The organism is Treponema sp. OMZ 906 (assembly GCF_024181185.1).
In the GTDB taxonomy this organism is placed as follows: domain Bacteria; phylum Spirochaetota; class Spirochaetia; order Treponematales; family Treponemataceae; genus Treponema.
The window spans coordinates 2,643,773-2,657,045 of sequence record NZ_CP051196.1; the positions used below are offsets into that span (position 1 = coordinate 2,643,773).

The following is a 13,273-nucleotide window of genomic DNA, read 5'->3' on the forward strand; positions in this document are numbered from 1 at the left end:
ATACCGTGATTATCACCTTTTTTTTGCCTCGATACAATCACAATCCACCATTATTCTGCGGGGCTGCTAGAAAAATGACCTGATGCATTTGCACGGCGCCTCATTGACAGATAGATAACTCTGCATAATAATGATGGAAAGGAACGTAGAGGGTTTATGCTCGAATTCTGTATTCTGTTGCTGTTTTCCGTCAGTTTAATTATCTGCGTTATTCTTCACTATTCGATTCTCTATGCGCTAATATTTGGCTATATACTTTTCTTTGCATTCGGCCTTATCAAGGGAGAAACGTGGAAGAAGATGTTCCGTTATTCCTTCCACGGGATCCTAACCGTAAAAAATATCCTGATAATTTTCATACTGATAGGTAGCATCACTGCAATATGGCGTGCGTGCGGCACCATTGCTTTTATCGTATATTATGCGTCTATGTTTGCGGCTCCGCAGATTATGGTATTGATCTGCTTTTTACTATGCTGCTTTGTATCATTTCTGATGGGCACGGCCTTCGGAAGTGCTGCAACTATCGGCATTATCTGTATGACATTGGCAAACAGTATGAATATCCCGGCCGTATACGCAGGCGGAGCCATCCTCTCGGGAATATTTTTCGGAGATCGCTGCTCGCCGATGTCGTCGGGGGCGCATTTAATCAGTGAATTAACAGACACCGATATCTTTAATAATATTAAAACGATGGTGAGGACAGCGTTTATCCCCTTTATCGTAACAGCTGTTCTGTATGGCATCATCGGGATTATCATCAATTTCAGTGCAGAAAACAGTGTGCTCAGTAACTCAGGCATGGGAAATGGTATGACCTTTCATATTTTTGCCGATTACTATAACCTTTCGCTTTTTACGACTATCCCCGCCGTCATTATCATCTTTTTTTCGTTACTTAAAATCGATGTAAAAATAACGATGACGATAAGCTGTCTTGCCGGTTTGGTTTGTGCCATATTTTTTCAGCATATACATACGTCGGAGCTGGTGAAAATAATCTTTTTAGGCTTTCATCCTCAAGATACGGAGTTGGCAAAGCTTATGTCCGGCGGCGGTATTATTTCAATGATACGGGCGTCCATAATTATCTGTATTTCGTCCTGCTATTCAGGAATGTTTAAGGGAACTCATTTTTTTGAGGGAATGCAGCGGATTATGCGACGACTGAGTAACCGGATTACCGCATTCGGTAGTGTCCTTACCGCTTCCGTCTTTGCTTCGGCGATTGCCTGCAATCAAACATTGGCAATTATGTTGACTCATCAAGTTTGCGATGATCTTATAGAAGATAAAAACACCTTTGCCTCTTACTTGGAGGATACCGCCGTCGTCGTTGCACCGCTGATGCCGTGGTCGATAGCGGTAAGTATTCCGTTGGCTTCTATTGGCGCTCCAGCCACGGCTCTCTTATCGGCCTTTTTCCTTTATTTAATTCCATTGTGGGGTCTTTTGGTGAATATCGTGCGACACCGCACACGTAAATAAGCAATATTTCAGACTCTGGTCTTATCTTGACAGTTATGTCAATAGATAAGATAATACATAAAGTATGTCTGTTGTAATTATCTCTCTTTTTATCATTATCGCAGTTGTTGCAGTTGTAACGGTCGCTATGACAGGCCTCAAAGGCCGCGGATCGTTATCAGTTGGCAAAAAAAATAAGGCCGCAGTGATACGCGAAGCAACAAAGCGGCTCGCACAAAATCCAAATGACAGCACCGCTCTTTTAATGGTCGGAGATATATACTTCCAGGATCAAGATTGGGAAAAAGCTTATGCTTCTTATGCCCCCCTTTTAGATCAGATGAGCGAGCGCATCCCCTCGGAGCAATTTGAAATCAGTTTGCGGTACGGCATCAGCGCAATGAAAACAGACCGGTTTGTAGAAGCAAAAAAGGGGCTGTTACTAGCAAAAAATATCAATCCAAACCATTTTGAAATAAACTATAACCTTGGGTATATTTATTATATCCAGAAAGAATATGAAAAAGCAGTTCCATTTTTACGGAAAGCGCTGCTCACACAACCGGATAACGTGATGGCGTTAAAATATCTTGGCTACACGCTCCAAAGTTTACGGAAATATCAAGAGGCGCTCCCCAGTTTAAAAAAAGTATTGGATGTACAGCCGGATAATAAGGAAGCCCTCTTTGCGATGGGAGAGTGCTTTTATGAAGTCGGCTCAAACGATCAGGCATTAAAGATATTTACGCATTTACGAGTATCGCCGGAAGTAGGGCCGCGCGCAGCGCTCTATGCAGGTTTAATACGAATGCGTGCGGGTCAATTGGAGAAGTCGATCGAAGATTTTGAAATCGGCCTAAAACATGACGGCATTCCGTTGGATATCATGAATGAACTGCGTTATAATTTAGCTGCAGCACGGATCAAAACGCAGGACTTACAAAAGGCACTAATACAGTTAAAGGAAATCCAGACCGTCAGTCCGGGCTATAAAGATGTTGCATCCCTCATTATGCGGTATCAGGAGTTAAATCAGAATAAGAATCTTCATACCTATTTGATGGCGGGGCAGAGCGAGTTTGTCGGATTGTGCCGCAGGATTGTTTCGCGCTTTTTTCCAAACGCTAAAGTAAAGATCCTTGATATCAGCGTCCTCGCGACCTATACCGATATTGTTGCCGAAATCGACACGCCAAAATGGGCAGATCTCGTAATATTCCGATTCTTCCGTTCCCAAGGTTCGGTCGGTGAGCTTGTACTGCGTGATTTCCATGGCAGGATTAAAGAGATGAAGGCCGGTAAGGGGATTTGTATGACTGCCGGTACCTTTACAGAAGAGGCACGCCGCTTTACGGAAGGCCGCCCGCTGGATCTCTTTGATAAGAATCGCTTGAACAAAGTCTTAAACACAATCGGGTAGTTTTCAAGACAAAAACTGCCGCGCCCCCAGCAACTGCATCAGAAATATTTTAAGCAAGCCTGTCAAGGGTAAGGCCTAATGCGTTTACCGCTGCCGTATTTTTTGTACGGCAGTCTTTAATAAGGAATCTCCCGTTATCAAAAGCAGCGTCAAAATAATCAGTGCGAAAAGCGCGGCGCTGATAAAGAGCGGAAGTCCTTGTGCGATAATACGGGGGTATGCCGCTAACGGGTCGTAGAGCCGTGCTCCGAAAAAATACAGCGGAGCGGCGGCAATCAGCGAAAAAAGCAGTATCTTAACGGTAAAGCCGATGGCCGATACAAGCAATGTACGTACATCGATCATCGAATCGCTTTTGGTAAGAAAATACAGCAAAAGGCCGGTGTTGACGACGCTCGCAGCGGTCAGTGCCAACGCGATACCGCCGCCTTGCATAAAGCCTGCTAGAGCCGCCGCAAGCACAATATTGATTCCGAAACACGCAATGCCTGCAATCGTGGGACGTTTGGTATCGCTTTGCGCATAAAAAGCCGAGGTTAAAATCCTGTTTAATGCAATAAAAAACAACCCTGCGATATGCCACTGAAAGGCCTGCAAGGTGAGCCGGACAGACTCGTCGGTAAAGCGGCGGCTCTTATACACCAAAATGATGACATGTTCACCCGAACAGAGCAGGAAAATCGTTGCAGGAACGGTTACGAGCGCAATAATCTTTGCGGCATTCAATAGCAGTTTTTGAAATACTTCCCATTGCTTATTAACCGCATGGGCGGACAGGTCGGGCAAGATAACCGTGCCGACGGAAACGGCGAAGATGCCGAGGATAAGTTCTTGTAAACGGATTGAATACTGCAAACTTGCCGCGACCCCAACTCCGGAATATGTCGCAAGCGCCGTGGAAACGAGGTCGTTGATTTGATACACCGCCGTACCTATCAAGGTCGGCACAATTAGCTTCAGTATTTTCCGCGCTCCGGCATTCTGTACACAGCGCCGGAACGGTATCAGCTTAAACGAAAAGCCTGCGCGCAGCACAAAGGGGAGCTGAAACAGCATTTGGCAGGAGCCGCCGATTACCACACCGATTGCCATTGCAAGCGCCGGATTACCGCAGGGCTTTGCAAGTACAAAGGTGCAGCCGATAACGGACAGGTTAAACAAAATCGGCGTGATTCCTGTCGGTAAGAAGCTGCGGACACCGTTCAATATTCCTTGAAAGAATGCCGCCACGGAGATAAGCAGCAGGTACGGAAACATGATGCGTGTCAAAAGCACCGTTGCGGAAAAGTCGCCGATTTTCGGAAAGAATACTGCAATAATCAGACCGCTGCACAAAATCCCGATGATGACGGTTCCCGTTACGGCAAAAGACAGCATAGTGAATGTTGCGGAAAGAAACTCCTTCATCGACGCCTTTGCATCCGGCGTATTGCGTTTTTCTTCCTCCAGATAGGTCTGGAAAGTAGGAATAAACGCAACGGTCATGCTGTTTTCGGCAAAGATACGCCTGAGCAGGTTGGGAATCATAAACGCAACGGTAAAGGCGTCCGCAAGAGGGCCGGTGCCGAGGAAGGCTGATTTGGTCATTTCCCGTATCAACCCCAAAACTCGCGACACAAGGGTGAGTACGGACAGGCTAATACCGCTTTTGAGTAAAGAAGATTTCCGGTTCATAGATTATCGTTTTTGTTTTACGCACACTTTTTTACCGCATTGCTTCATACCGCTGCTTCGTGCTATCTGCGGAGCCGGACACCTTCGATATCGGTGCTGAACAGCTCGCGTAAATCGTTGAGTCCCAATGCCATCAGCGCCATACGGTCAATACCGATACCCCATGCCAGAACGGGAACGTCGATGCCCATTGCCTTGGTAACTTCGGGGCGGAAGATGCCGGAGCCGCCCAACTCAAACCAGCCGAGTACCGGATGCTTGATATGCACCTCTATAGAAGGCTCCGTAAAAGGGAAGTACCCGCCGACATACTTCACTTCAGTGGCGCCGGCAATTTCGACGGCAAACATCTTGAGGATACCGAGCAGCGTTCGCAGGTTGACCTGTTCACCGAGGACGATACCTTCCGTCTGGTAAAAGTCGGAGAGGTGCGTTGCGTCTACCTTATCGTAGCGGAAGCAGCGCGCAATACCGAAGTATTTGCCCGGGATTTTTGCCTTTGCCAACTGATGAGCGGACAATACCGTGCCTTGGCTGCGGAGCAAAAGCTGCCGGGTAAAATCGCGGTCAAAGTGATAGTTCCAGCCGCGGCTGCCGCTGTCCCCGCCTGTTTCATGAATTTCCGCAACACGGGAAAGGAAGGGTTCCTCGATCGCTTTGGCGTGCGTGGGATTTTTTAGGTAATACACATCATGAATGTCGCGGGCTGCGTGGAATTGCGGCATAAAGAGCGCATCGGAGTTCCAGAAATCCGTTTCGACAAGCGGCCCGTCAAATTCCTCGAAGCCGAGCGACGTGAGTTTATCTTTGACACTCTCCAAAAAATCAACGTAGGGGTTTGTTCTGCCGGGGATAACGCGGGCAGGAGGCAGCTGGATATTATAGCTGCGGAAGGTTTGGGTTTTCCATGCACCTGTTTTAAGGCTTTCGGAAGTCAGCTGTCCCGTTTCATCGCCGGTAATGCCCGCCGCATTCAACGCCTTCTGCACTGCGGCAACCATATCCGTAAAGGCGTAAACAATCTCGTCCCGTTCAATAATCTTGAATGCGGCATCCGCAGCACCGCGTTTTTTCGCAATATCGGCGATGCAGGCCTTTTCGTCCTCCGTTAAAGAGTCCTCAGGCAGACGGCATTCGGCAGCCTCCGCGGCACGTTTCAGCAGCGCTTTTTTCAGCAAAAAGTTTTTATCGTCAGGATCCTTTATATATGCCGCTTTTTTTTCATCATTCATCGCGGCACAGCCCGCTTTGGAAAGCTCCCCGAAGGAAGAGCCGACATCCTTATTCTGCAAACCGAGTTTCTGTGCAATTTCGGGCAGCTTGAGCGGCCCTGCTTCCTTTAACAACAAGATAATCCGCTCGGCAGGCAATCCGTTTTTTGCATAGTCTTTGCCAAGCTCCGTCAATTCGTAGACAACGGTTGTCTTTCTCGTTTTTTCTTTTACTAATTCTTTGAGCTTGAGCCATGAAAAGGCCTGATTTGCATGACCTTCTTTATACTGCAAAACCTCTTGCAGTTTTTTCGCATATAATCCTTCGCCTATCTTAAAGTTCTTTAATACCTTGATTTCAAGCGGGTGTAGATTTTTTAATACCGATTGAATATCCATAACGGACTCCCCCTTTTTTTTCATAAAACGGCTAAAATGATACCTCATTTAACGGTTTTAGTGAATAGGATGAGTGGCTTTGCTCAGGGTTTTCACATCTGAAATATTTTAAACGATCGTTCTGTGCAAAAGTTGCATTTATTTGTAAAAAGGGTTATTATCCGGTTATGAATAAAGCTTTGCAGACGTTAATAGACCGCGGATTTTTTCAGCAATGCACTGATGCAGAAGCACTATCCGCGTTAATGGATAAGGAGCCGATCACGTTTTACACCGGTACCGACCCAACCGGCGGTAGTTTGCATATCGGGCACCTTGTTCCTCAATTTGCAGTTCGGCATTTACGCGATGCAGGTCATATCGGTATTGCACTGCTTGGTGGTGGCACGGGGCGCATCGGCGACCCTTCGGGGAAAACGGAAATGCGTAAAATGCTGGACTATCAACAACTTGATGAAAATGTTGAAAAGATAAAAGCGCAGCTCGACCGATTTATCGGATTTGACGGAAAGACAGCCTTTGCAGAAAACAACAAAAATTGGCTGGCCGATTTAAACTATATCGATTTCCTTAGAGACATCGGCTCCTGTTTTTCGGTTAACAAAATGCTTTCCTTTGAGGCGTACAAGATACGGATGGAAACAGGGTTGTCCTTCCTTGAGTTCAACTATCAACTGCTGCAAAGCTACGACTTTTTAATGCTGCATCAAAAACATCATTGTTGCCTGCAAATAGGTGGCGACGATCAATGGGGCAATATTGTCGCAGGCGTTGATTTAGTCCGCCGTAAGACCGGCGATGAGGTATTCGGCCTGACCTTCCCGCTCATTACCCGTAGCGACGGTAAAAAAATGGGAAAGAGCGAAAAAGGAGCGCTCTTCTTAAACAAAGAGATGACTCCTGTGTTCGACTTTTTTCAATATTGGCGGAATGTTGACGACGCCGATGTGCGCCGCTTTATGCTGCTGTTCACCTTTTTGCCGATCGAAGAGGTTGACCGTATTTGTGCCGGCAATATTAACGAGGCAAAAGAGCGACTCGCATGGGAAGTTACTAAAGAAATACATGGGAAAGACGAAGCGGACACGGCGCTTGCAGGCGCTAAAGCTGCATTCGGTGGTGGTGGCGATAAAACCGCTATGCCGACGGTGAAAATAAACCGCAGCGTTTTTGAGCAAGGAATTTCGATTGTTGATTTATTTGTTCAAAGCGGTTTATGTGCCACCAAGAGTGATGCCCGTCGTTTAATAGAGCAAGGCGGTGCCCTTGTCACAGGCAAATCGGTTACCGACTTTAAAACCGTCATTACCGCCGCCACCTTGGACGAAGCGGGAGAGCTTATTCTACGCGCCGGTAAAAAACGATTTAGCCGTATCGTTACCCGCTAAGTTTGGTAATATGCAAAAGGCATCCGTAAAAGTTTCCGGCTTTTACAGATGCCTTTTACCGTTTTATTTTTTAAGTGAAAAGTAATAACGTGCCCATGCTTTATCGTCGATTAAGATATGATTAAACAGCCAATCACGTAAAAAGCGGACAAATGAATTTGGAACAAGTTGTTTGCCGTTTGTGTAGGCATTGACGGATTTTAAAATTTCTTTAACAAACAGTTCGTGCTTTTGCCGATGTTCTTTCAGCCCTGGATAATTTATTTGTTCCATGATGGCTTCTTCATCTTTAAAGTGTATCATTACGTAATCTACCAACTCTTTCATCACATCTCTAAATGTTGCTTCAAGTTCAGCCCTTTCCCCTAAACAAGCATTATATAAGCTATTGATCAAATCTACTAAGTGGCGGTGTTGTTTATCGACACTCGGCACTCCCACATCATAGCTTACATCCCATGAAACGAATTTCTCCATCATTAACTCCTCACATCCGCAACTATTACATATTTCACCGGCGGTGTAAAGCCCGCCTTCTACGGCTATCGTGTCAGGTTGATAAGCCAGATACCGATCGCCTATATCAGTTTTGCAATTTTGCTGTAGAGACTGTTGACCGCTGCGGTTTGCGCTTCATCCAGTTCTGAACCTGCACTGTCGATGAGCTGTTGCAGGGAGGCAAGGTTTTCGTGCAGAGCCGTGTGGAAACCACGCGAAGTTTTCAGCCAGAAAGTACCGTTGCCATCGTTGAACAGGGTGATAAAGCCGAGCTGTTTGCTCTTCTGCTTTGCCGCAACCGTGCGGAAGATGAGCGGCAGCTGCTCCAGCAGGGCGGCTGTGTCATCAGGCAGCGTGAAGTTTTTAGTCCGCGGGAACGGTGTTTCCGAATCAAGGGGCTGGAGCGGAAAGGCTTCAGCGATGCTTAACACCAAGCCGAACTTTTCTCCGGCTAACAGCTCATAGCTGCCGAAGGTGATTTTTGCCCGCAAGTTTTTCAGCTGCTCCAGCCGTCCGTCATAGACAATACTGCCGTTTTCAAGAGGGGAGACCTCCTGACTGCTGCCGACCGTTTCGGCAGCAGTACCCTTTTGTGTATCCCAATCGGCATCCGTTTTACCGGTTTGTTGCCGCTCCGCCCGCAGCTGCTCTATCGTACGGCTGAACTGCTCCCACGGCAGCAACAGTTGTTTTTTACCTTTCATTTTTTGTACGATATACGGTGTTCCACAAATGGAGACCGTCTGCGGATGTTTTTCACCGATCGCACCTGCGCTGCTGATGCGGCTCCCCTGCCCTACAGCCTTTCCGCTGCTGCCGGAGAGCTTACCGGACACACCGGCGCCCTGTGCATTTTTACCGTTGCCTTTTCCGGTTCCGCTTGCAGCCCTATCAGCCCTGCCTTCAGCAGTACCGGCCTTTGCCCGCGCTTCCTGCGCTGCTTTTTTATCGAGGAGCGCAGGAGCAACCAGCGCTACAATGTCTTTGGAAAGAGGCGACACCGACATAGCATACATCCGCGACGTTCGTACAATCTCCCCCGCAACGATAAAGGCTTGATGCTCCTTATACATACAGGAACCCGGATGGATGGAAATCTTTTCGGTGGTAAGGCTGCGGTACACATCCCGCCCCTGCGCAGCGCACACAAATTGGATCATGCCGCGGGCAACCGCCGTCAAATAATCTGCCGGTTTTCCGCCGGAGAGGATCGGCACGCCCATATCGGAGACAATCAGCTCCAGCTGCTCTTTGATGTTGGCAATTTCCGCCATAATCCGCTCGTCGAGGTAAAAGCGGTCGCAAAACTTCTTTTGGTTTTCCGCTTGCATGTACTGCCGGTAGACCTTGAGGAAGGACACAAAGTCTCCGAGCGGATCGCGGAATGCTGCATGAGCTTTTCTCGCTTCAAGCTCTTGTCCGTCGGGAAAGAGGAAGGGGCTGCGCGCCGATAAAAAGCCCGCGGCAATCAATACATCCTCAATCGATTCGGGATAATAGAGTACCGCCTCTACAATCATACGGGATTGACGCGGGCTAAGCGGGAAGAGGCACATCATCTGCCCGATTTTACTCAGGCTGTTATCGCTCTCCAACGCGCCGAGCATATTGAGCGTATCCACCGCACCGATAATGCCCTTCTTGCCGGGCGGGGAAATAAAATCGAAGTTCGCAAAGTCGTAGATACCCAGCTCCGCCATCCGCATCACCACCTCCGAGAGGTCGGTGCGGTAAATTTCTTCCGTGGTGTACATAACGCGGGTTTCAAAATCCTTGCGGGTGTAGAGGCGGTAGCATACCCCTTCCTGCGTCCGCCCGGCGCGTCCCCGCCGTTGATTACACGAAGCCTTCGACACCGGCGCTTCGTCCAAGCTTGAGGTGTAGGTGAAGGGATTGTAAAAATTCAGCTTTGACAAGCCTGAGTCGATGACGGCGGCAATATCATTGATAGTGATAGAGGTTTCGGCAATATTTGTTGCGATAACAATCTTCTTTTTCCCGAACGGCGGGGACTTAAACACCCGCTCCTGCTCTTCCTTGCTCAAGCGCCCGTACAGCGGCAGCGGATAGAGCTTGCGGAACCACGACTCATGCGAGAGCCGCTCGATACAGTTCTTAATCGCTCGTTCACCGGGGAGGAACACAAGGATTGCTCCGGGGCGACCCTCGCTTAAAATCCGCCCGACAATCACCGCGATTTTATCGAGCAGTGCGGTTTCGGCGGCAAGCGTTTCCGTAGAGGCGGTGATGGCAGGAGGATCAAAGATGAGCGTAACCGGATAGGTCATCGCATCGATTTTAATAACCGGACACTCGTTAAAATACATCGAAAACATATCGGTGTTGATAGTTGCCGACGAGATAATCACCTTAAAATCATGCCGCTCCTGCAAAATCCGCTTGAGCAGCCCAAGGATAAAATCGATATTCAAACTGCGCTCATGCGCCTCATCTACCATAATAACGGAATACTTGCTAAGCCATGGGTCGAGCTTAAGCTCCTGCAAGAGAATCCCGTCGGTCATAATCTTTATCTTAGTGCTCGGCGAGGTATGATCTTCAAACCGCATCTTGTAGCCAACCGTATCGCCGAGCGGAACCTTCAGCTGATGTGCAATAAATTCGCTGACGGAAAGAGCTGCAATCCGCCGCGGCTGGGTAACGCCGATCATACCGGTTTGCGTATAGCCCGCCTCGTGTAAAATCACCGGCAGCTGGGTCGTTTTCCCCGATCCGGTAGGGCTTTCAACGACAATAACCTGATGGCGTTCCAAGCTCTCTAAAATACGTGCCTTTTGTTCATAAACAGGCAGCTGTGTATACTTCATAATCGGGGAAAGTATAGCAAAGGTACCATTTGTATGCAATTGTTATACGCAGACCGGCTTTCGCTCGATGTGTACGCCGAGCGCCCTGAACCGGTCAACGAGGTGTTCATAGCCGCGTTCGATTTGGTACACATTCCGGATGAGGCTTTCGCCGCGGGCACAGCAGGCAGCAATGACGAGTGCCATTCCCGCACGCACATCGGGAGAAACCAGCTCCGAACCGTGCAAAGTGCTTGGGCCGGTAACAACAGCACGGTGCGGGTCGCAAAGCGTAATGCGGGCACCCATGCCGATAAGTTTGTCGACGAAAAACATACGAGATTCAAACATCTTTTCGTGGATAAGCACCGTGCCATCCACCTGCGTAGCGATAACAGCCATTATGCTGGTAAGATCTGCAGGAAACCCCGGCCACGGTGCGTCATCGATTTTTGGAATCATGCCGCCGAGGTCACAGTTTACTTTTAAGCTCTGTTGTGCAGGAACGGTAAGACTTGTTCCGTCGATTTCCCAACGGATACCCAGCTTGTTAAATGCAAGTTTTATCGGCCGCATATCAGGCGGGTTGATATCGGTGATGGTAAGCGAGCCGTGTGTTACCGCCGCAAGCCCGATAAACGAGCCAACTTCCATGTAATCGGCACCAATGCGATATTCAGCGCCGTGCAGCTGCCGCACACCATGTATGGTCAGAATATTTGAGCCGATACCGCTAATCTTTGCCCCCATCGCGTTCAACAGCTTGCAGAGGTCTTGAATATGCGGCTCGCTTGCCGCGTTGGTGATAACGGTTTCGCCCTCGGCGGTTACTGCAGCCATCACCGCGTTTTCGGTCGCGGTTACGGATGCTTCATCCAAAAAGATATCCTGCCCGATAAGCTTATTTGCCGTAAATAAAAAGTGCCCGTTTATTTTTACCTGCGCGCCTAGTTCAGTTAGCGCTAAAAAGTGTGTATCCAACCGCCGCCGCCCGATAACGTCGCCGCCGGGCGGAGTCATCATAACTTTTCCATAGCGAGCCAGCAGCGGGCCGGCAAACAAAATGGAAGCTCGTATTTTTTGAGCCAGAGGCACCGGGACTTCATAATCGGTTACGGTTTTTAATTGCAGCGTATATTCATTTTGAGTAAGTTTAACAATTGTCCCACCGAACGATTTAAAGATTTCGAACATCACGGAAACATCCTCAATTTCGGGGATATTCTTTAACGTAACAGGCTGATCAGTAAGAACGGCGGCAGCGATACAGGGGAGCGCGGCATTTTTATTTCCGCTTGCTTTAACAGTACCCTTTACGGGAAAACCGCCTTCGATATAATATTCATCCATGGTCTGCTCCAAACCTAACAAGGCTTTACTAAAAAAAGTCTTTTAGAAATACCCCGATATTACTCACATTCATCGTCCGACAGCAATACCGCTTCCAACAGTAGATCTTAGAAATATGTTGCACTTTCAGCGTTTCTTATCTTTCTAAAGCGGCAGAGCGGCAGAATCAATCAAATGCTGTATTTTTTCTTTTAATGCAAGACGAATAGGCAACACAGGGTAATCCGGTTTATCGATAAGCTGTACGAAGAGTTGTTTTTGACCGATAGGATTAACTTCAATTAAAAAGTCTATTTTCCCTTTTTGTTCTCTTTCCAGAATATTGTAAACAGCGGTAGCCTCAAATTCTTCCCGATAATAGATGAGAGAATTCTTTTTTTCAATATCGATAATATCTTCTACAAGCACTACTTTCCTCTCCATCTAATTTAGGGTTAATGATACCCCATTTATCAAAGTTTTGACAAGAGGAGCCAATTCATATTCTGCTAAATCACCAACTTGAATAATATCTTTTTCTTCAATACTCGATACGATATCGCGCAATAGCGCTGTTATTTCTTTCTGATACTCATGGACTGATTTCCCTTCAATTTGTATATCGAAAGGGAGTTCCGTTACATCAGATAAAAGTAATGACCGGTACAGTTCATTCAATTTTTCTGAAAACACTCCAAGCAATTTAAGTGCCTGCATATCTTTCCCTGTTTGCATATATACAGGAATCTGCTCAAAGTCATCTGCACATTTTGACAACTCTTGCGTCAAACCTTTCATGTAATTACGAATTTCCGCTCCGGAGAATGTTGAAAGTTCAATAGTGATATCTGCATCGACGGGCTGTTTAAATAGCAAATCAAGCTCATGGGAACTCAACTCTTTCCCATCAACCGCTACTTGTACGATTGTCTCATGTTCACGACAACAGGCCTCCTCAATACTGCCTAATACCTCGCCAACGGTCTTTTCATTTTCCAGTGTGTATGAAAGTTCTTCGCCATTAATTTTTATTATCATTTATAGCCATACTCCTCGACTATCATCTTCCCGGCAACC

At 47.4% G+C, this 13,273-nt stretch carries 10 protein-coding genes; 3 read left to right on the forward strand and 7 right to left on the reverse strand.

Annotated elements, in window-relative coordinates:
• Positions 1 to 156 precede the first annotated feature (156 nt).
• Together E4N69_RS11960 and E4N69_RS11965 are read left to right on the forward strand one after the other, a co-directional pair.
• The gene (locus E4N69_RS11960; protein WP_253823968.1) at positions 157 to 1,491 is read left to right on the forward strand and encodes a Na+/H+ antiporter NhaC family protein; all 1,335 of its coding nucleotides are present in this window, start codon (positions 157 to 159) and stop codon (positions 1,489 to 1,491) included.
• 64 nt (positions 1,492 to 1,555) lie between these two features.
• Positions 1,556 to 2,890, forward strand: coding sequence for a tetratricopeptide repeat protein (locus tag E4N69_RS11965; protein ID WP_253823969.1), 1,335 nt, complete (start codon positions 1,556 to 1,558; stop codon positions 2,888 to 2,890).
• 84 nt (positions 2,891 to 2,974) lie between these two features.
• Here E4N69_RS11965 and murJ read toward each other — a convergent pair whose 3' ends face one another.
• Both murJ and E4N69_RS11975 read right to left on the reverse strand, forming a co-directional pair.
• Complete coding sequence (gene murJ / locus E4N69_RS11970; RefSeq protein ID WP_253823970.1) at positions 2,975 to 4,564, reverse strand: murein biosynthesis integral membrane protein MurJ; 1,590 nt, start codon at positions 4,562 to 4,564, stop codon at positions 2,975 to 2,977.
• 62 nt (positions 4,565 to 4,626) lie between these two features.
• The gene (locus E4N69_RS11975; RefSeq protein ID WP_253823971.1) at positions 4,627 to 6,174 is read right to left on the reverse strand and encodes a phenylalanine--tRNA ligase subunit alpha; all 1,548 of its coding nucleotides are present in this window, start codon (positions 6,172 to 6,174) and stop codon (positions 4,627 to 4,629) included.
• Between the two features lie 167 nt (positions 6,175 to 6,341).
• Here E4N69_RS11975 and tyrS point away from each other — a divergent pair, with 167 nt between their 5' ends.
• A complete protein-coding gene (gene tyrS / locus E4N69_RS11980; protein ID WP_253823972.1) occupies positions 6,342 to 7,562 on the forward strand; it encodes a tyrosine--tRNA ligase in 1,221 nt (406 codons plus the stop codon).
• Between the two features lie 63 nt (positions 7,563 to 7,625).
• Here tyrS and E4N69_RS11985 read toward each other — a convergent pair whose 3' ends face one another.
• The 5 genes from E4N69_RS11985 to E4N69_RS12005 all read right to left on the reverse strand — a co-directional run bounded on the left by E4N69_RS11985 (position 7,626) and on the right by E4N69_RS12005 (position 13,234).
• Entirely contained in the window at positions 7,626 to 8,039 is a 414-nt protein-coding gene (locus tag E4N69_RS11985) for a bacteriohemerythrin (RefSeq protein ID WP_162664862.1), read from the reverse strand.
• 101 nt (positions 8,040 to 8,140) lie between these two features.
• On the reverse strand, positions 8,141 to 10,888 hold the full coding sequence (locus E4N69_RS11990) for a helicase-related protein (protein ID WP_253823973.1): 2,748 nt from the start codon (positions 10,886 to 10,888) through the stop codon (positions 8,141 to 8,143).
• 42 nt (positions 10,889 to 10,930) lie between these two features.
• Positions 10,931 to 12,217 carry a UDP-N-acetylglucosamine 1-carboxyvinyltransferase gene (gene murA / locus E4N69_RS11995; RefSeq protein WP_162664538.1) on the reverse strand — a complete coding sequence of 429 codons (1,287 nt, stop codon included), beginning with the start codon at positions 12,215 to 12,217 and terminating at the stop codon, positions 10,931 to 10,933.
• Between the two features lie 144 nt (positions 12,218 to 12,361).
• Positions 12,362 to 12,625 carry a hypothetical protein gene (locus E4N69_RS12000; protein ID WP_044013914.1) on the reverse strand — a complete coding sequence of 88 codons (264 nt, stop codon included), beginning with the start codon at positions 12,623 to 12,625 and terminating at the stop codon, positions 12,362 to 12,364.
• A 15-nt stretch (positions 12,626 to 12,640) separates the two neighbouring features.
• Positions 12,641 to 13,234, reverse strand: coding sequence for a hypothetical protein (locus E4N69_RS12005; protein ID WP_253823974.1), 594 nt, complete (start codon positions 13,232 to 13,234; stop codon positions 12,641 to 12,643).
• Positions 13,235 to 13,273 lie beyond the last annotated feature (39 nt).